The organism is Caballeronia sp. AZ10_KS36, assembly GCF_023631105.1.
Taxonomy (GTDB): domain Bacteria; phylum Pseudomonadota; class Gammaproteobacteria; order Burkholderiales; family Burkholderiaceae; genus Caballeronia.
In genome coordinates, this window is record NZ_JALQDQ010000002.1 from 81,693 (window position 1) to 100,755 (window position 19,063).

General features: G+C 64.5%; 18 protein-coding genes. 3 read left to right on the top strand and 15 right to left on the bottom strand.

Annotated features, from left to right (window positions below):
- The first annotated feature begins 17 nt into the window (after positions 1-17).
- Positions 18-1,817, top strand: a complete 1,800-nt coding sequence (gene pabB / locus NCR35_RS03405) for an aminodeoxychorismate synthase component I (protein WP_250533075.1) — start codon at positions 18-20, stop codon at positions 1,815-1,817.
- A gap of 6 nt (positions 1,818-1,823) precedes the next feature.
- Here the strand turns inward: pabB and dgoD are convergent, their stop codons facing one another.
- Complete coding sequence (gene dgoD, locus NCR35_RS03410) at positions 1,824-2,972, bottom strand: galactonate dehydratase (RefSeq protein WP_250533077.1); 1,149 nt, start codon at positions 2,970-2,972, stop codon at positions 1,824-1,826.
- 98 nt (positions 2,973-3,070) lie between these two features.
- Here dgoD and NCR35_RS03415 point away from each other — a divergent pair, with 98 nt between their 5' ends.
- Positions 3,071-3,799 (top strand): FadR/GntR family transcriptional regulator, encoded by a 729-nt coding sequence (locus tag NCR35_RS03415; RefSeq protein WP_502801638.1) that lies wholly within the window; start codon positions 3,071-3,073, stop codon positions 3,797-3,799.
- Positions 3,800-3,868: 69 nt separating this feature from the next.
- Here the strand turns inward: NCR35_RS03415 and gloA are convergent, their stop codons facing one another.
- From gloA to glpK, 13 genes are all read right to left on the bottom strand, one after another.
- Positions 3,869-4,255, bottom strand: coding sequence for a lactoylglutathione lyase (gloA, locus tag NCR35_RS03420; RefSeq protein ID WP_175939508.1), 387 nt, complete (start codon positions 4,253-4,255; stop codon positions 3,869-3,871).
- A gap of 85 nt (positions 4,256-4,340) precedes the next feature.
- Positions 4,341-5,222, bottom strand: a complete 882-nt coding sequence (locus NCR35_RS03425; RefSeq protein WP_250533078.1) for a M48 family metallopeptidase — start codon at positions 5,220-5,222, stop codon at positions 4,341-4,343.
- A gap of 87 nt (positions 5,223-5,309) precedes the next feature.
- On the bottom strand, positions 5,310-6,083 hold the full coding sequence (locus NCR35_RS03430) for a lysophospholipid acyltransferase family protein (protein WP_244847932.1): 774 nt from the start codon (positions 6,081-6,083) through the stop codon (positions 5,310-5,312).
- 36 nt (positions 6,084-6,119) lie between these two features.
- Complete coding sequence (gene gmhB / locus NCR35_RS03435) at positions 6,120-6,671, bottom strand: D-glycero-beta-D-manno-heptose 1,7-bisphosphate 7-phosphatase (protein WP_250533080.1); 552 nt, start codon at positions 6,669-6,671, stop codon at positions 6,120-6,122.
- A gap of 3 nt (positions 6,672-6,674) precedes the next feature.
- Entirely contained in the window at positions 6,675-8,774 is a 2,100-nt protein-coding gene (gene glyS, locus NCR35_RS03440) for a glycine--tRNA ligase subunit beta (RefSeq protein ID WP_250533081.1), read from the bottom strand.
- A gap of 17 nt (positions 8,775-8,791) precedes the next feature.
- Positions 8,792-9,820, bottom strand: a complete 1,029-nt coding sequence (glyQ, locus tag NCR35_RS03445) for a glycine--tRNA ligase subunit alpha (protein WP_175939512.1) — start codon at positions 9,818-9,820, stop codon at positions 8,792-8,794.
- A gap of 198 nt (positions 9,821-10,018) precedes the next feature.
- The gene (gene lnt / locus NCR35_RS03450) at positions 10,019-11,677 is read right to left on the bottom strand and encodes an apolipoprotein N-acyltransferase (protein ID WP_250533083.1); all 1,659 of its coding nucleotides are present in this window, start codon (positions 11,675-11,677) and stop codon (positions 10,019-10,021) included.
- A gap of 62 nt (positions 11,678-11,739) precedes the next feature.
- A complete protein-coding gene (locus NCR35_RS03455) occupies positions 11,740-12,645 on the bottom strand; it encodes a CorC family transporter (protein ID WP_244847936.1) in 906 nt (301 codons plus the stop codon).
- 190 nt (positions 12,646-12,835) lie between these two features.
- Complete coding sequence (locus NCR35_RS03460; protein WP_502801639.1) at positions 12,836-13,522, bottom strand: gamma-glutamylcyclotransferase; 687 nt, start codon at positions 13,520-13,522, stop codon at positions 12,836-12,838.
- 30 nt (positions 13,523-13,552) lie between these two features.
- On the bottom strand, positions 13,553-14,017 hold the full coding sequence (gene ybeY, locus NCR35_RS03465; protein WP_244847937.1) for an rRNA maturation RNase YbeY: 465 nt from the start codon (positions 14,015-14,017) through the stop codon (positions 13,553-13,555).
- Positions 14,014-15,129: a PhoH family protein gene (locus tag NCR35_RS03470; protein ID WP_175939519.1), complete on the bottom strand. Its 1,116-nt coding sequence runs from the start codon at positions 15,127-15,129 to the stop codon at positions 14,014-14,016. The genes ybeY and NCR35_RS03470 overlap by 4 nt, the downstream gene beginning before the upstream one ends.
- A gap of 33 nt (positions 15,130-15,162) precedes the next feature.
- Positions 15,163-16,539 carry a tRNA (N6-isopentenyl adenosine(37)-C2)-methylthiotransferase MiaB gene (gene miaB / locus NCR35_RS03475; protein WP_250533084.1) on the bottom strand — a complete coding sequence of 459 codons (1,377 nt, stop codon included), beginning with the start codon at positions 16,537-16,539 and terminating at the stop codon, positions 15,163-15,165.
- Between the two features lie 182 nt (positions 16,540-16,721).
- Positions 16,722-18,218, bottom strand: a complete 1,497-nt coding sequence (glpK, locus tag NCR35_RS03480) for a glycerol kinase GlpK (RefSeq protein WP_250533086.1) — start codon at positions 18,216-18,218, stop codon at positions 16,722-16,724.
- A gap of 209 nt (positions 18,219-18,427) precedes the next feature.
- On the opposite strand from glpK, the gene NCR35_RS03485 reads away from it, so the two are divergent.
- A complete protein-coding gene (locus NCR35_RS03485) occupies positions 18,428-18,808 on the top strand; it encodes a hypothetical protein (RefSeq protein WP_250533125.1) in 381 nt (126 codons plus the stop codon).
- 47 nt (positions 18,809-18,855) lie between these two features.
- On the opposite strand, the gene NCR35_RS03490 is transcribed toward NCR35_RS03485, so the two are convergent.
- Positions 18,856-19,053, bottom strand: coding sequence for a hypothetical protein (locus tag NCR35_RS03490; RefSeq protein ID WP_175940590.1), 198 nt, complete (start codon positions 19,051-19,053; stop codon positions 18,856-18,858).
- Positions 19,054-19,063: the final 10 nt, after the last annotated feature.

Genomic DNA, 19,063 nt, shown 5'->3' on the forward strand with positions numbered 1-19,063 from the left:
TCGTTACGAGCATTGCCATGAAGATCGAAGCACGCAGCGCGGTGTTCGCGCTGCTCGACGATTGCGACGCGACCGCCGAAAGGCGGTCGAGTCGTTTGTACGCGGACTTTTCGCACGAGCATGTGTGCGAGGACGGGCGCGAACTCGATGCGGTCTGCGCCGCCGTCGAACGCGATCTGACAAGCGGACTGCATGCAGTCGTCGTCGCGGATTACGAGTTCGGGCGCAACCTTCAGTTCGGCACCATTGAGCGCGGCGGCGATCACGCGCTGCGTGTGCTCATGTTCCGCTCGTGCGCGCTGCTGTCACGCGATGAGGCGAGCGAATGGCTCGCGTTGCAGGACGCGGAAAGCGCCGAGCCTTTGGTCGCGGGCGTGGGCGGTATCGAGCCGAGCATCACGCGTGACGAATTCGACCGCGCGATTGCTGCCATCAAGCAGGCGCTGGAAGAAGGCGAGTCGTATCAGGTCAACTACACGTTCCGGCTGAATTTCGATGTGTTCGGCTCGCCGCTCGCGCTGTATCGACGGCTGCGGGAGCGGCAGCCCGTCAGGTACGGCGCTTTCATCGCGTTGCCGGATGGGCGCGCGGTTGTGTCGTGCTCGCCGGAGCTTTTCGTCGAGAAGCATGGCGACGTGCTGCGCGCAAAGCCGATGAAAGGCACCGCGCCGCGCGAGTCGGACCCCGCTGCGCTGCGCTGCGATCCGAAGAATCGCGCGGAGAACGTGATGATCGTCGACTTGCTGCGCAACGACCTCTCGCGTGTTGCGGCGACGGGCTCCGTGCATGTGCCGGCGCTTTTTTCCGTGGAGCCGTATGCGTCGGTGTGGCAAATGACCTCGACCGTCGAGGCTCGCGTCGCCCGTGACGCGCCGTTCGCGGCGATCGTGCGGGCGCTCTTTCCGTGCGGGTCGATTACCGGCGCGCCGAAGTACCGCACGATGCAACTCATCGATCAGATCGAAAGCACGCCGCGCGGGCTTTATACCGGCGCAATCGGCTGGCTCGATAAGAGCGGCGATTTCTGCCTCTCCGTCGCCATCCGTACGCTGGTGATCGACGCAGACCAGCAGCGCGGCCTGCTTGGCATCGGCGCGGGCATCGTGCTGGATAGCATCGCCGAGAGCGAGTACGAGGAGTGTCTTCTGAAGGCGCGCTTCCTGACCGGCGCGGACCCTGGCTTCGAACTCTTCGAGACGACGTACGCCACGCGGGACGAAGGCGTGCGCCACTACCCGCGTCACGTTGCGCGACTCGAAGCGAGCGCAGCGTATTTGGGCTTCCCCTTCGCCAAGCGCAGTCTGGACGAGCAAGTCGCCGAAAAATGCGCGAGCTTCGAAGCGGGCAAGCCGTATCGCTTGCGCATCGCGCTCGACAAGAGCGGACGCCTTACGCTGACGAGTGCGCCGCTTGCGCCATTGTCGTCGGATACGGTGGATGTGCTGCTCGCCGCAGAGCGCGGCTTTGCGCCGCAATCATCCGCCGATGTATTGCTTCGCCACAAAACGACGCGCCGCGCCGACTACGACCGCGCGTGGAAAGCCGCCGAAGCCGAAGGCGCGTTCGACATGCTGTTCACGAACGAGCGCGGCGAACTGACCGAAGGCGGCCGTTCGAGCGTGTTCGTGAAGCTGGACGGAAAGTGGTGGACGCCGCCCTTGAGCGCCGGCGTGCTGCCGGGCGTCATGCGGGCGGTGCTGATGGACGAACTCGGCGCGTCGGAACGCACGCTGACCGTGCGAGACATCGACCGCGCCGAAGGTTTGCTTCTCAGCAATGCGCTACGCGGCGCGGTCAACGCAAAGCTCAAACGCTAATCCAAATCACCACTCCGCGACGCTGCCATCCGCGTGACGCCACACCGGATTGCGCCAGCGGTGGCCCACCTTCGCCATCTCGCGCACCTTCTCCTCGTTGACTTCAATGCCGAGTCCCGGCCCTTGCGGGATCGACACCATGCCGTCGTCGTACTTGAAGACCTCGGGATTCTTGATGTAGTCGAGCAGATCGTTGCCCGTGTTGTAGTGGATGCCGAGACTCTGTTCCTGAATGAACGCGTTGTAGCTGACGGCATCGATTTGCAGACACGTGGCGAGCGCAATCGGCCCGAGCGGGCAATGCAGCGCGAGCGCGACATCGTAGGCTTCGGCCATCGACGCGATCTTGCGGCACTCCGTCAGCCCGCCCGCGTGCGACGCGTCCGGCTGGATGATATCGACATAGCCGCCCGCGAGAATGTGCTTGAAGTCCCAGCGCGAATACAGCCGCTCGCCGAGCGCAATCGGCGTGCTCGTCTGATTGACGATATCGCGCAGCGCCTCGACGTTCTCGGAGAGCACCGGCTCCTCGATGAACATCAGCTTGAACGGATCGAGTTCTCTCGCCAGCACCTTCGCCATCGGCTTGTGCACGCGGCCATGGAAGTCCACGCCGATGCCGACGTTCGGGCCGACCGCCTCGCGCACGGCGCGCACGTTGTCGATCACGCCTTGCACCTTGTCGAACGTGTCGATCATCTGAAGTTCTTCGGAGCCGTTCATCTTAACGGCCTTGAAGCCGCGTTCGACGACCGCGCGCGCGTTGTTCGCGACATCGCTCGGACGATCGCCGCCGATCCACGAATACACCTTGATCTTGTCGCGCACCTGGCCGCCGAGCAGCGCGTGAATCGGCACGCCGTGATGCTTGCCGAGAATGTCCCACAGCGCCTGATCGACGCCCGCGATCGCGCTCATGCCGATCGCGCCGCCGCGATAGAAGCCCGCGCGATACATCACTTGCCACAAGTCTTCGATATGGCGCGGGTCCTTGCCGATCAGATAGTCCGCGAGTTCGTCGACGGCGGCGGCCACCGTGTGCGCGCGGCCTTCGACGACGGGCTCGCCCCAACCGGTGATGCCTTCGTCGGTTTCGATCTTGAGGAAGCACCAGCGCGGCGGAACGATAAAGGTTTCGAGTTTCGTGATTTTCATGTGAGCGTCTCCTGCAAGGGTCTCCATAGTAGCAAAAAGCGGCGCGTCTGGTCGTATTAATAGTACTATTGGCGGCAGGCGCTCTTTGGGCGTCGCAGGTGTTCGAGCATAATCACGCCCGAATCAACGAGACCGACGAGGAGTGGATCATTCACCGCGATTTGCATGGCCGCGTGGCGCACGAACTGGGCATGGCTATTCTGCGGGGCGACTTCCCGCCCGGCTCGCCGTTGCCGCGCGAAGCGGATTTGATCGAACGCTTCGGCGTGAGCCGCACCGTGCTGCGCGAGGCGCTGCGCACGCTGACATCGAAAGGGCTCGTCGAATCGCGGCCGAAGGTGGGCACGCGGGTGCGCCCGAAGGACGCGTGGAATCTGCTCGACGCCGACATGCTCGACTGGTATTCGCGCGTCGCGCCGCCCATGCTCTTTGCGCTGAAGCTCCAGGAGATGCGCGAGATGATCGAGCCGTATGCGGCCGCGCTCGCCGCCGGCAACCACGAGCCGAGCACGCTGGAACGGCTGGAACGCGCGCATCGCGCGATGAAGGAAGCGCGCAACGTCGACGAATGGGTCCGCGCCGACCTCGACTTTCACTTATGCGTGCTGGCCGCGTGCAGCAACGAGTTGCTGGTGCCGCTGGGCGCGTTGATCGCGCGCACGCTCGAAGGCCAGTTGCGCCTGAATGCGAAGCGCGCGGATGTGTTCAACGCGTCGCTGGCCGAACACACGGCGGTGTTCGATGCCATCGCCGCTCGCGACGCCGCTGCCGCGCGGCGCGCGATGGCCGATCTGCTCGGCGTGACGCGCGACCGTATCGAAGGCTGACGGCAGGCGAAAAAAAAGCGCGCGGCGACGAGAATCGCAGCGCGCTTGCTTTGTCGGATGAACCGGCGATCAGGAATGCTTTTCGATCAGCTCGACCTTGTAGCCGTCCGGATCTTCGACGAACGCGATCACCGTCTTGCCGCCCTTCACGGGACCGGCTTCGCGCGTGACCTTGCCGCCCGCTTCGCGGATGCGGTCGCACGCCTCGGCCGCGTTATCCACTTCGAGCGCGATATGGCCGTAAGCCGTGCCCATCTCGTACTTCTCGACGCCCCAGTTGTACGTCAGTTCCAGCACGCTGTTCTCGCTCTCGTCGCCGTAGCCGACGAACGCGAGCGTGTACTTGTACTCCGGGTTCTCGCTCTGGCGCAGCACTTTCATGCCGAGAATACGCGTATAGAAATCGATGGAACGCTGCAGGTCGCCGACGCGCAGCATCGTGTGGAGGAGTCGCATGGTGGGGGTCCTGTTGTGATGAACGGCGGCGCAAAGCCGCGATTGCGGGGTATGCGAAATTGTACCGTTCGCCCCGAACGCGTGCTTACAGCGTCGGCAACAGGTCCGGCGGATGGTGCTTCAGCGTATGCCGCGCCTCGCGGAACTCCGGAAAGATGGATTCGACCGTGCGCCAGAAACGCGGGCTGTGGTTCATCTCGCGCAAGTGCGCAAGCTCGTGCGCGACCACGTAATCGATGATCCACATCGGAAAGTGAATGAGCCGCCAGTTGAGGCGAATCTTGCCGTCGCTCGAACAACTGCCCCAGCGCGTCGCAGCCGACGACAACGCGTACGCGCGAAATTCGACGCCCAGCTTCTGCGCATACACCGCGAGCCGCTCGCCGAAGATGCGCTTCGCTTCGCTTTGCAGCCAGTTCTGCACGCGGTCCTTGATCTGCTGCGCGTCGGCGAGCGCGGGCAGGGCGAGCGCCAGCACGTTGGTTTCGGCATCGAAGGAAAGCGCGCTCGCGGCCGCGTTCAGCGACACGCGAATCGTCTTGCCGAGAAACGGAAACTCCGCGCCGTCCTTCCATTCGATGCGCGGCAGCGCGCGTTCCTCGACGCGCGTTTGCCATTCGGCCAGCTTGCGCAGAATCCAGCTCTGCTTGTCGACGATGGCGCTTTCGATATCCGCGATCGTCACCCAGCGCGGCGCGGTGATCGTGAGTCCGGTCGCGTCGATGCAAAAGCCGATGGTGCGGCGCGCCGAGCGTTTGAAGCGGTAATCCAGCGCGCGCGCGCCGAGCACAATGCGCCGCAGCCGCACGCCTTCGGGCAGCGGCGCAGGCTTCGCGGTCGGCTCGGAAGAGGGAAGCTCGCCGCGCAGCGGCGCGGGCGCGGCGGCGGGCGCATGCTCGAACGGAAGATCGAGTTGCAGTGTATCGAGCGCGACGGCGGGGCGCTGTCGCGAGGGAGTCTTCTGCATCGGCTCGGCTTTGCGCTCGCGGCGCAGGAATGACGACAGGAACGAATAAGGCACGCCGCGGCTCTGACTTTCCAGTGCGAGGCCGCGTCAGCGGCCCGCGCCCGCAGCGCCGGCCCGATGCGGCTCACTGCCCGGCGCGGCATAAGCGAGCGGATCGATACGGCGCATCTCCGTTTCGATCCAGCTCTCGACGCGCGCATTCACTTCTTCGGGCGAGAGACCGGCGGTATCGATGGGCTTGCCGATCGACACCGTGACTATACCCGGATATTTCATGAACGAATTGCGCGGCCAGACGTGCCCGGCGTTATGCGCGATCGGCACGACAGGCGCGCCCGTGGCCACCGCGAAGCGCGCGCCGCCGGTCTTGTACTTGCCTTGCGCGCCGACGCGCGTGCGCGTGCCTTCCGGAAACATGATGACCCACGCGCCTTCGTCCATGCGCGCGCGGCCTTGGCGCGTGACCGATGCGAATGCGTCGCGGCCCTGCGAGCGGTCGATGTGCACCATCTTCAGGAGACCGAGCGCCCAGCCGAAAAACGGCACGTACAGCAACTCGCGCTTGAACACATAGCAGAGCGGGCGCGGCATCAGCGCCGGAAACGCGAGCGTTTCCCATGCGGATTGATGCTTCGACAGCAGCACGGCGGGACCATTCGGCAGGTTCTCCATGCCTTCTATGGTGTAGCGAATGCCGACGAGATACCGCAGCACGACGATGGTCGATTTGCACCAGCCTGCCGCCATCCAGTAGCGGTTGTGCGCGCGCATGAACGGAAACGCGATGAAGCAGGCGGTCGCGTACGGCACCGTGTACACGACGAAGTACAGCATCAGCAGCAGAGAACGGATGAAGCGCATGAAGTCCTGGCGGTACGTGGCAGAGCGTAAGAGCGGTCAGTCGTGGTGCCGCGCGAGAAAGTCGAGCGCGAAGGCGCGCAGGTCCTTGTGAACCTGCGTGCCTTCGGGCAGGTTGCCTTGCGCGAGCGTTTTTTCGCCCTTGCCGGTCAGCACGAGATGCACCGGAAAGCCTAGCGCCGCGCCCGCCTGAAGATCGCGCAGGGCATCGCCGACGACGGGCGTGTCTTCCGGATCGATCTCGAAACGGTCGATGATCTGCTGCAGCATGCCGGGCTTCGGCTTTCTGCAATCGCACTCGTCTTCGGCCGTATGCGGACAGAAGAAGATCGCGTCGATGCGTCCGCCGACCGCCGCCGCCGCGCGGTTCATCTTCTGATGCATGGCGTTGAGCGCGGCCATGTCGAAAAGACCGCGCCCGATGCCCGACTGGTTCGACGCGATCGCCACGCGGTAGCCCGCCTGATTCAGCCGCGCGATGGCTTCGAGACTGCCGGGAATGGCGACCCATTCGTCCGGTGACTTGATGAACGCGTCCGAATCGACGTTGATGACGCCGTCGCGGTCCAGAATCACGAGTCGTCTGTTCATGACTTACGCCGCGAGCTTGGAGATGTCGGCCACGCAGTTCATCTGCTGATGCAGCGCGCCGAGCAGGCCGAGGCGGTTGTTTCTGAGCGCGGCGTCTTCCGCGTTCACCATCACGTCGTTGAAGAACGTATCGACGCTCTCGCGCAGTGCGGCAAGCGCGCTCAAGGCTTCGGTGTAGTTGCGCGCGGCGAGCTGGCTTTGCACGCGCGGCGTCACGCTCTGAATCTGCGCGTACAGATTCTTCTCGGCCGGTTCCACGAGCAGTTCCGGATTCACCGACGAAGGCGCGCCTTGCTCCGACTTCTTGAGGATGTTCGTGATGCGCTTGTTGGCCGCCGCGAGCGATGCCGCTTCCGGCAGCGCCGCGAATTCGCGCACGGCGTCCAGCCGCGCGACGATATCGTCGAGACGCGTCGGATTCAGGCTGAGAACGGCCTCGATGTCATTGGCTTCGAAGCCGCGTTCGCGCAAGAGGCCACGCAGACGATCCAGGAAGAACGCATACACGGCTTCCGTCGAATCCGCGACTTGCGGCATGCCGGCGAACTGGCGCTGCGCGGCGGCGACGAGATTGCGCAGGTCCACCGGCAGCTTCTTTTCGAGCAGGATGCGCAGCACGCCGAGCGCATGACGGCGCAGCGCGAACGGGTCCTTTTCGCCCGTCGGCGCGAGACCGATGCCCCAGATGCCGACGATGGTTTCGAGCTTGTCCGCGAGCGCGACCGCCGAGCCGACGCCCGTGGACGGCGTGTCGTCGCCGGAGAAGCGCGGCTGATAGTGCTCCGAGCACGCGAGCGCGACTTCTTCCGGCTCGCCGTCGTGGCGCGCGTAGTAGGTGCCCATCGTGCCTTGCAGCTCGGGGAATTCGCCGACCATGTCGGTGAGCAAGTCGGCCTTCGCAAGACGCGCCGCGCGGCGCGTGAGCGCGGCATCGACGCCGACCATCGGCGCGATCTCGCCCGCGAGCGCTTCGAGACGCTGCACGCGTTCGAGCGTCGAGCCGAGCTTGTTGTGATAGACCACGTTGGCCAGCAGCGGCACGCGCTCTTCGAGGCGCTTCTTCTTGTCCTGCGTGAAGAAGAACTTCGCATCCGCGAGACGCGGACGCACCACGCGCTCGTTGCCTTCGATGATCTCGGCGGGCGTTTGCGTATCGATGTTCGACACGATCAGAAAACGCGAGCGCAGCTTGCCGTTCTGGTCCGTGAGCGCGAAATACTTCTGGTTCGTCTGCATCGTGAGGATGAGACATTCCTGCGGCACTTGCAGGAACTCCTCGTCGAAGCGGCACTGATACACGACCGGCCATTCGACGAGCGCGTTCACTTCGTCGAGCAGCGACTCCGGCATCACGACGCGGTCTTCGCCTGCGAACGCCTGCAATTGCGTGCGGATGGATTCGCGGCGGTCATCGAAATTCGCGACGACATGCGCCTTCGTGCGCAGCGTTTCCGAGTAGTCGTCGGCGCTCGGAATCGCGACGAAGCCGTGCGACAGAAAGCGATGGCCGATAGTCGTATCGCCCGCATCGACGCCGAGCGCGCTCACCGGCACGACATTGCGGCCGTGCATGGCGACGAGGCGCTGCACCGGACGCACGAACTGCACGTTGGTGCCGTCCGGGCGCTGATACGTCATGACCTTCGGGATCGGCAGCTTGGTCAGCGTTTCGTCGAGCGCGGCTTGCAGTCCGTCGGCGAGCGTCGCGCCGGGCGCGGCATAGCGCAGGAAGAACGCTTCGGCCTTGCCGTCCTGCGCGCGTTCGAGTTCGGCGAGCGGAAAGTCGGGGAAACCGAGCGCAGCGAGTTTCTTCGCGAGCGGCGGCGTGGGATTGCCTTCCTTGTCGAGCGCGACCGAGACCGGCAGCACCTTTTCGCGGACCTGCTTCTCGGGCGCGACATCGCGCACGTTTCGGATCAACACGGCGAGGCGGCGCGGCGTTGCGTACTGTTCGAACGATACGGCGCCTTCGATCAGATCGCGGGCGGCGAGCCGCTCGACGATGCCTTCAGCGAACGCGGTGCCGAGACGCGCGAGGGCTTTCGGCGGAAGTTCTTCGGTGAGCAGCTCGACGAGCAGGGAAGCGTGATTGGATTGCGTCATTGTTCTGTCTTGCCTCGTCAAACCTGATCGTTGTTGCGCGTTTCGCCCGGCGGCGCGCTTTCCACCTTGAGCGGCGGCGCCCAGGCCGGACGCGCGGCTTCCTGCTGATCGGTGACGAGCTCCGCGGCGGCGTGCACGGGATTGCCGAGCATCGGAAAGCCGAGACTTTCGCGGGAATCGTAGTAGGCCTGCGCGACGAGACGCGACAACGCACGAATGCGGCCGATATACGCCGCGCGCTCGGTCACGGAAATCGCGCCGCGCGCATCGAGCAGATTGAACGTATGGCCGGCCTTCAGCACGAGTTCATACGCAGGCAACGCGAGCTTCGCCTCGATCATCTTCTTGGCTTCGGCTTCGTAGCTGTTGAAGAAGTTGAAGAGCAGATCGACGTTCGCGTGCTCGAAGTTGTAGGTGGACTGCTCGACTTCGTTCTGGTGATACACGTCGCCGTAAGTCAGGCGGCGCAGCACCTTGCCGTTCGGGCCGTCTTCTTCCCATTCGGTCCAGACGAGGTCGTACACGTTCTCGACTTTCTGCAAATACATGGCGAGGCGTTCGAGACCATACGTGATCTCGCCGAGCACTGGCTTGCAGTCGAGGCCGCCTACCTGCTGGAAGTACGTGAACTGCGTCACTTCCATGCCGTTGAGCCACACTTCCCAGCCGAGTCCCCATGCGCCGAGCGTCGGGTTCTCCCAGTCGTCCTCGACGAAGCGCACGTCGTTCTGCTTCAGATCGAAGCCCAGTGCTTCGAGCGAGCCGAGATAAAGATCGAGGATGTTTTCAGGCGCGGGCTTGAGCACGACCTGATACTGATAGTAGTGCTGCAGGCGGTTGGGGTTCTCGCCATAGCGGCCGTCCTTCGGGCGGCGCGACGGCTGCACGTAGGCCGCGCGCCACGGCTCGGGACCGATCGCGCGCAGGAAGGTGTGCACGTGCGAGGTGCCCGCGCCGACTTCCATGTCGATGGGCTGGAGAAGCGCGCAGCCCTTGTCGTTCCAATAGGACTGCAGCGTCAGGATGATTTGCTGAAAGGTGAGCATGGTTGCCTTTGATACGGACCGGGCGCGCGCCGATAAAACGCGCGGCTCCGAGGCTCGGCCGAAGTGCTAAAACCTTGAATTTTAGCTGGAACGCGGGACCGGCGGGACTTTTTGGGAGCGAGGGCGCTTGACCGGGCTGAGCGCCTGTGCGTCATTGCAGCCCGTGTTGCGCGCAAGAGCCGCGTTGCGATACACGCGTCAGACCCGGCGCTTCTTCCTCGGCGCAAACGCAAAGCCGACCGCCAGCAACAGCAGCGACACGACGATCACCGTCGCATTCCCGCTCGTCACATACGGCGTGCGTCCCGAGGTGCCCTGCACGCGCGCTTCGAGCACGCCGGTCGTAAATGTCGGCAGACGCGACACGACATCGCCGTTTGCCGCGATCACGGCGGTCATGCCCGTGTTCGTCGCCCGGAGCGTCGGCCGGCCGGTTTCGATCGAACGCATGCGCGCGATCTGCAAATGCTGATCGAGCGCGATGGTATTGCCGAACCACGCGAGATTCGTCGAGTTGACGAGAATGCCGGCGGGCGTTTCCTGTTCGCGCAGCGTGCGTGCGATCTCTTCGCCGAAGATGTCCTCGTAGCAAACGTCGACGGCGACCGGCTGGTTATGCACGAAGAACGGCTTCTGCGTGACTGGGCCGCGCGCGAGATCGCCGAGTGGAATGCCCATCAGGTTCACGAACCAGTGAAAGCCGAGCGGCACGAATTCGCCGAACGGCACGAGATGATGCTTGTCGTAGCGATACACATCGTTCACGCCCGGCGTGATGCCGAAGAGGCTGTTCGTGAAATCGGTCGGGCGTCCGTCCGGCTGGATGGTGACGCCGATCGCGCCGAAGAGAATCGACGAATGCGTGCTGTCGGCGAAACTGCGGATCGCGCTTGCGAATGCCGGCGGCACCTGAACGGCCAGCACAGGCAGCGCGGTCTCCGGCGTGACGATCAGATCGGCCGGCTTCTCGGTGATGAGCCGCTTGTACAGCGCAAGCGATTCGTCGACGCCCGCCTGCTCGAACTTCATCTCCTGCTTCACATTGCCTTGAAGCAGACGCACGTCGAGCGGCGCGTTCGCAGGCGTCGTCCATTGCACGAGCGAGAGCAGCATGCCGGCGACGATCAGCGCAAGCGCCGTCAATGCGGGCGTGAGCGCGCGCCGCCGCATCCCGCGAAACGCGACCACCGCCTGCACGATGCATGCAGCCACGAGCGCGAGCACCCATGCGACGCCATACACGCCGGCGATCGCGCCGAAGCCGGCGAGCGGGCCGTCCACTTGCGCATAGCCGCTCGCGAGCCACGGAAAGCCCGTGAACACGAGTCCGCGCAGCCATTCGCCGAGCGCCCAGGCGCTTGCGAACGCGAACGCGCCGTGCCAGGTGGGTGCAAAGCGCGGCGATGCGTCCATCTCGCGGGCGGTGGCGGCGTCTTCGTCGCCGAAGCGGGCGCGTCCCGCAACGAGCGACCAGACGAGGCTCGACAACGCCGGATACACCGCGAGATAAAGCGAAAACAGCGCGACCGCGGCGGCGGCGAGCGGCGCGGCCATGCCGCCGTAGTCGTGCATGCTCACATACAGCCACCAGACGCCCGTGACGAAGTTGCCGAAGCCGAAGGCCCAGCCGGTTGCCGCCGCGGTTTTCCAGCCGTTCGTGCGCGACAGCCACGCAAAGAAGCACGCGAAGATGACGAGTTCGATCCAGCCGCCGTGCGGCGTCGGCGCGAACGACAGCGTGTTCGCCGCGCCGAGCACGGCCGCGACGAGGTAATGCCAGAACGGGAGGGCACGCGGCGCAGCCGAAGCGGACGCGTCGCATTGACGCGAAAGGGAGCGAAACGGTGAATCGGCCATGGATTGCTAGGTCGGCGAAAGCGAAAGGTATTCGTGAAGCGGTGGACGGCGCGCGCCGCAGGTCAGTCGCGCAGCTCGCTCTCGTCGTCGCCGGGCTGACGCGGCTGCTGCGTGAGATTGGGCACGCGCCGCACGAGCAGCACGTGAACCTGGCGGGCGTCGCCGCGAAGAATCTCGAACGCGAAGTCGTCGATGCGCACCTTCTCGCCGCGATGCGGCACGCGCCCGAAGCGGTGCGTGACGAGCCCGCCGATGGTGTCCACTTCCTCGTCGGAGAAGTCGGTGCCGAATTCTTCGTTGAACTGTTGAATGCCCGTCAACGCGCGCACGCGGAACTTGCCGTCCGGCGACGCGATGATATTGCCGGTTTCCTCGTCGAAGTCGTATTCGTCCTCGATGTCGCCGACGATCTGCTCCAGCACGTCCTCGATGGTGATGAGGCCCGCGACGCCGCCGTATTCATCGACGACGATCGCAATGTGATTGCGGTTCACGCGGAAGTCGTGCAGCAGCACGTTGAGACGCTTCGACTCGGGGATGAACACGGCGGGGCGCAGCATGCCGCGCACGTCGAACTCTTCCTCGGCGTAATAGCGCAGCAGGTCTTTCGCGAGCAGCACGCCGATGACGTTGTCGCGGTTGCCCTCGTACACCGGATAGCGCGAGTGCGCTTTTTCCAGCACGAATGGAATGAATTCGGCGGGCGTTTCCGCGATGTTGATGGCGTCCATCTGGGCGCGCGGAATCATGATGTCGCGCGCGCAGAGATCGGACACCTGAAAGACGCCTTCGATCATCGAAAGCGAATCGGCGTCGAGCAGGTTGCGCTCGTGGGCGTCCTGCAGCACTTCGAGAAGCTCGTCGCGCGACTCGGGTTCGTGCGAGATGAAATCGGTCAGACGCTCGAGCAGCGAGCGTTTTTCCTGCGGTTTGTCGGCGTGGCGTCGACTGGGATAGGGTTCGTTCATAGCGGAGCGCCCGGGAAGACCCGGGCGCGAATTCACAGAAACTTAAGCATACACCAAGGTAAAACGCGGCCTGCGTGGTGCGGCGCGCTTAGCGAAACGCTCCACGATGCTAGCCGATCGATATGCAAAATAGGTGTCAGGCGCGCATCGTTAGCCGATCGGCCGACCCCTTTTTCATTCGGCGAGAAGCTCACTCGCTGCCCTGGCAACGTCGCAGCAGCGCCTCGAGCGCGCGGTCCGGCATGCCGCTTTCCCGCAAGGCTTCTACCGTGCGGCTCACGTAATCGAGCGTGGTGCCGTATCGACCGCTCGCGCAGCCGAACACCGTGCGGATGACCGGATCGGCCAGCTTGCCCGTGTACGACGTCGCATCGCGGCGCATGACGAACGCGAGCGCCTGCACGCGTCGCCCGTCGATCAGCGTGCACGGCAGCCATGCCGGGCGATATGAGGCCATGGCCATTTCGCGTCGCCACAGGACGTCCAGATGCTCCTCCGTGTCCGGCCCGCCGAGCCGGAACGCCATGCCGGTGCAGGAGCCGCCGCGATCGAGCGCGAGCACGAGGCCCGGCTGCTCCGGCGTGCCGCGATTGACGCGCGACCACAGATACAGCCCGCGATGATAGCCATGCACTTTGCCGCGCACCGCTTCGAGCGTCGGCAGCCCGGGATTCCAGATGAGCGAGCCATAGCCGAAGAGCCACAGGTCCGACGCGCGGTCCCAATGCGAAAGCGCCGCTTCGCGCGATGCGGCGAGTTCCTCATCGGTGAGAAGCGGCGTCTCAAGTAGCGCGGGCGGATAGTCCGGGCGAGGCTGCGGCGGATCGAGCGGCGGGCTCTCGATAGCGGGCGTGGACTCGGGTGTCTTGTCGTTCACGGTGCGGACGGGGCAGCGGATCGGCGAAAGTCAGACCAATGGCACGTAGGGATCGGGGAAGCCGAGAGACTGCATGATATCCGTCTCGATGGATTCCATCTCTTGCGCTTCGCTTTCGACCTCGTGGTCGTAGCCCTGCGCATGCAGCGTGCCGTGCACGATCAGATGCGCGTAGTGCGCGGCGAGCGGCTTGCCTTGCTCGCTCGCCTCGCGTTCGACCACCGGACAGCACAGAATCAGATCGCCGGAGACGGGATCGTCTTCGGATTCCGCATACGCGAAAGTCAGCACGTTGGTCGCGTAATCCTTCTGCCGATACGTGCGATTCAGCATGCGGCCTTCTTCTTCGTCGACGAAGCGCACCGTCAATTCGGCGTCCGCAAAGAGCGACGCCTTGATCCAGCGGGCGACCGTCGCGCGCGGCAACAGCGCCTTGTGCGACGGAAACGCCTTTGCAGCCGGGAACTGCAGGTTCAGCGTGAGGCTCGGCTTCATGCAGGTTTTTGCGACTGCTGCGCCGCGCGCGCTGCCTCGGCGAGGGCGGCGTCTTTCTGCGACTGCGCGTCGTAAGCCTCGACGATGCGCGCGACGAGCGGATGCCGCACCACGTCCGCCGACGTGAAATGCGTAATGGCGATGCCGCGCACTTCCGACAGCACGTGCTGCGCTTCGATCAGCCCGCTCTTGTGGCCGCGCGGCAGGTCGACCTGCGTCGTGTCGCCGGTCACGACCGCCTTCGAGCCGAAGCCGATACGCGTGAGGAACATCTTCATCTGCTCGGGCGTGGTGTTCTGCGCCTCGTCGAGAATGATGAACGCGTGGTTCAGCGTGCGGCCGCGCATGTACGCGAGCGGCGCGATTTCGATCATCTGGCGCTCGAACATCTTCGCGGTCTTGTCGAAGCCGAGCAGATCGTACAGCGCGTCGTAGAGCGGGCGCAGGTACGGATCGACCTTCTGCGCGAGATCGCCGGGCAGAAAGCCGAGCCGCTCGCCCGCCTCGACGGCCGGGCGCGTCAGCACGATGCGCTTGACCTGATCGCGCTCCAGCGCATCCACGGCGCAGGCGACGGCGAGATAGGTCTTGCCCGTGCCTGCCGGTCCGATGCCGAACGTCACGTCGTGCGCGACGATCTGCTTCAGATACTGGCGCTGCATGGGCGTTCGGCCACGCAGGTCGGCGCGGCGCGTGTACAGCGTCGGGCCGTGGTCTTCGTCCTCGCCGAGATCCATCGTGGCGCTCGGCTCGTCGAACGGGTGATCGGGGTCGCCGCGAAAACGCGGGTCGTTCTGCCCGTCGTCTTCGCCGTTCTGGCCGGCTTCTTTCGCTAGCCGCGCGGCATGGCTTGCCTCGACGAGCGCGAGCTGAATATCGTCGACGGAAATCGGATCGCGGGCGCGGTTGTAGAAGTTTTCGAGCGCCGCGAGCGCGACTTTGGCGCCCCGGCCACGAATCGAAATCTTGTGCCCGCGTCGCGACAGCGTCACGTCGAGCGCCTGTTCGATCTGTCTCAGATTTTCGTCGAGCGGGCCGCAGAGGTTCGCGAGCCGCGCGTTGTCTTCGCGCGGAGCGGTGAATTCGAGATGCTGCTGGGGAGCGTTCTTCAAGGCGGGGTGGGTGTCCTGTCCGGTCTCGTAGGATTAATTGGCAAGCTCGGGGGCGGCCGTCTCGGGTGCGAGCACGAGCGCGCCGCGCAGCGAATGCGGATACGCGTGATTGATCTCGACATCGATCATCTGGCCGATGAGTCGCGCATGCGAAGCGAGCGGCGCCGGGAAATTCACGACGCGATTGTTCGCCGTGCGTCCGGCGAGTTCGCTCGGATCCTTGCGCGACGGGCCTTCCACCAGAATGCGCTGCACCGTGCCGACCATCGAATTGCTGATTCTCACGACGTTTTCCTCGATCGTCGCCTGCAAATGCTGCAAGCGCCTGAGCTTGACTTCGCGGGGCGTGTCGTCATGTAGGTTTGCAGCCGGCGTGCCTGGTCGCGGGCTGTAGATGAACGAGAAGCTCGTGTCGTAGCTCATTTCCTCGACGAGCGCCATCATCTTCGCAAAATCGTCCTCGGTTTCGCCGGGGAATCCGACGATAAAGTCCGTAGACAGCGACAAATCCGGGCGAATTGCCCGCAGCCGGCGAATGACCGACTTGTATTCGAGCACCGTGTAGCCGCGTTTCATGGCCATCAGAATGCGGTCGGAGCCGTGCTGCACCGGCAAATGCAGATGCGAGACGAGCTTCGGCACCTTCGCGTACGTGTCGATGAGGCGCTGCGTGAATTCCTTCGGGTGCGAAGTCGTGTACCGAATGCGTTCGATGCCCGGCACTTCCGCGACGTACTCGATGAGCGTCGCGAAGTCCGCGATTTCGTGCGCGCCGGCCGTCAATGCTCCCCGGTAGGCGTTCACGTTCTGGCCGAGGAGCGTCACTTCGCGCACGCCTTGATCGGCGAGGCCGGCGATTTCGGTCAGGACGTCGTCGAGCGGGCGCGACACTTCCTCGCCTCGCGTGTAAGGCACGACGCAATAGCTGCAGTATTTGCTGCACCCTTCCATGATCGACACGAACGCGCTCGGGCCCTCGACGCGCGCCGGCGGCAGATGATCGAACTTTTCGATCTCCGGAAAGCTGATGTCGACCTGTGCGCGGCCCGTGGCGCGCCGCTTGTCGATCATGGCCGGCAAGCGATGCAGCGTTTGCGGTCCGAAGACGATGTCGACGTAAGGCGCACGCGCCACGATCGACGCGCCTTCCTGGCTCGCGACACAACCGCCGACGCCGATCAGCAGGTTCGGATTCGCTTCCTTCAGTTCGCGCACGCGGCCGAGGTCAGAGAACACTTTCTCCTGCGCCTTCTCGCGCACGGAGCACGTATTGAAGAGAATGACGTCCGCGTCTTCGGGGGTGTCGGTCTTGACGAGGCCTTCAGCGGCACCGAGCACGTCGACCATTTTGTCGGAGTCGTACTCGTTCATCTGGCAGCCGAAGGTCTTTACGTAAACTTTCTTGGTCATGTATGGTCGCCGGTCGCAGTGGTTAACCTGGGGGCGTAGTGAGAACGGATGGAATTGAGCGGTTTTGCGCGAAACTGCGCTACTTTCGCTTGACGTTAGCCGCATATTATAGCCCGCAGCGCCTTCGGGCGCTCGCCGGCCGGTAGAGCGGTGCCGCACTGCGGTTGGGCGGTCGGCTTCCATCAGGCATCCGCCCAAGCCTTGGCCGCGGCTACCGCGCGCCGCCATCCGGCAAGACGCGGCTCGACGTCGGACGCCGGCATGGACCGCGTGAACCGCCGGTCCAACTGCCATTGCGCTTTCAGTTCATCGACATCCTTCCAGTAGCCCACCGCGAGCCCGGCGAGATAGGCTGCGCCGAGCGCGGTGGTTTCCGCGACGCGCGGGCGCACCGTGTCGACACCCAGCATGTCGGCTTGAAATTGCATCAGCAAATCGTTCGCGCACGCGCCCCCGTCCACACGTAACTGCGCGATGGGCATGCCCGAGTCCGCTTCCATGGCCCGCAACACGTCGAGCGACTGATACGCGATGGATTCGAGCGCCGCCCGCGCGATGTGGCTTGATGTGGTGCCCCGCGTGACGCCGAACAACGTTCCGCGCGCACGCGCGTTCCAGTGGGGCGCACCGAGCCCGGCGAAGGCCGGGACGAGATACACGCCGTCGCTGTCGGGCACGGCGCGCGCCAGCGCTTCGACCTCGCTCGCGTGTCGGATGAGCCCGAGTCCGTCGCGCAGCCATTGCACGACTGCGCCGGCGATAAAGATGCTGCCTTCGAGCGCGTAGTCGACGCGATCCCCGATCTGCCACGCAATCGTCGTCACGAGGTTGTTGCGCGACTCGATCGGTTTGTCGCCCGTATTCATGACGAGGAAGCAGCCCGTGCCGTACGTGTTCTTCACCATGCCGCTTTCGGTGCACATCTGGCCGAAGAGCGCGGCGTGCTGATCCCCCGCGATGGACGCAATCGGGATTTCGGCGGCGAGAAAACTGCCGTGCGTCGTTCCGTACACCTCCGATGAGGCGCGCACTTCGGGAAGCATGCTGCGCGGAATGTCGAAGGCGTCGAGCAGTTCGTCGTCCCAGAGGCGCGCGTGTATGTCGAAGAGCATGGTGCGCGACGCGTTCGTGATATCGGTGATGTGCATGCCCCGGCGCGTGAAGTTCCAGACGAGCCAGCTGTCCACGGTCCCGAACGCGAGCCGTCCCTGCCGGGCTTTGTCCCGCGCGCCTTCGACGTTATCCAGGATCCAGCGGATTTTCGTCGCGGAGAAATAGGCGTCGATAGGCAGGCCGGTCTTCGCGCGAACCATTGGCTCGAGGCCGCGCGCCTTGAGTTCGTCGCAGAGCGCGGCGGTGCGGCGGTCCTGCCAGACGATCGCGTTGTACACCGGTTTGCCGGTCTCGCGATCCCACACGATGGTCGTCTCACGCTGGTTGGTGATACCCAGCGCCGCGATCGACGATGCGCTTAGTCCCGCGCGCGTCACGGCTTCGGCCGCGACGCCTGCCTGGGTCGACCAGATTTCCTGCGGATCGTGCTCGACCCAGCCGGCACGAGGATAGATCTGCTGAAACTCTTTCTGAGCGACGGACACGATATTCCCGCTCCTGTCGAACAGCATGGCGCGCGAGCTCGTCGTGCCCTGGTCGAGCGCAAGGACGATTTGATCCTGCATGGTCATCTCCGAGGTTGAGCGGGCATCGGCCATGCGAAGTCCGCATGCGCAATCTATAGGAGGCGCGGCACGCGGACAACCTGGCCGAACGGCATAGGCGAATTGGACGGTCCATGCTGGCCGTGATTCGGCCTATGCCGTTCGGACGAGTGGCAAGGACGCGGCGATCGTCCGATACTGGCGGCTCAATCGAGCGATGGGTGACTGCAATGCGAAAGTGGATCGCGACGGGCACGGTTGCGGCAGCCGTACTGGCCGGCTGCGTAACGACGCCCAGTCTGGAGGGTTCGTTCGGCGCGCCGTCCTTCGGCGCGCTTCAGGACATGTGCGGGATGGCGTCCACCGATTGGGGCGCCGACGCGCAGTCCGTGTACTCGGCTTTCTTCGACGCATACGTCGCCGAGCGGCGCGGCGCGCTGTCGAAAGATCGCTTCTGTGCGTTTCAGGCGGGGATCGGCGAACGGCATCGCGTGTATGTCGCGAACCCGGGTCCGACAGCCCAGAGCGCATGGGCCAATTTTCTGCTGGATCAGCGCGCGCAGGCGCTGAGTTGGCGAGCGGCCGTCGATCCGACGTTGCGAGGAGGATAGAAAACCTGGGGAAGGGACGCGGCCGGCGGCACGCGTCCCGGGCGCTGCTACGAGAACCGCTTGAAGGCCTTGATGGTGGAATCGCCGGTTGCGGTCAGCCGCCATTGCTGTCTGCCGGAGGCGAGTTGTTCGAGCTGGACGAGCTGGCGTTCGAGCAGGGCGTCGAGTTCTTCGCGTTCCATGTCGACCTGATTGGGCGCTTCCTGAACCAAAAGCAGCGTGGCAAATTCGTGCGGACTCAGCATCGTGTTCTCC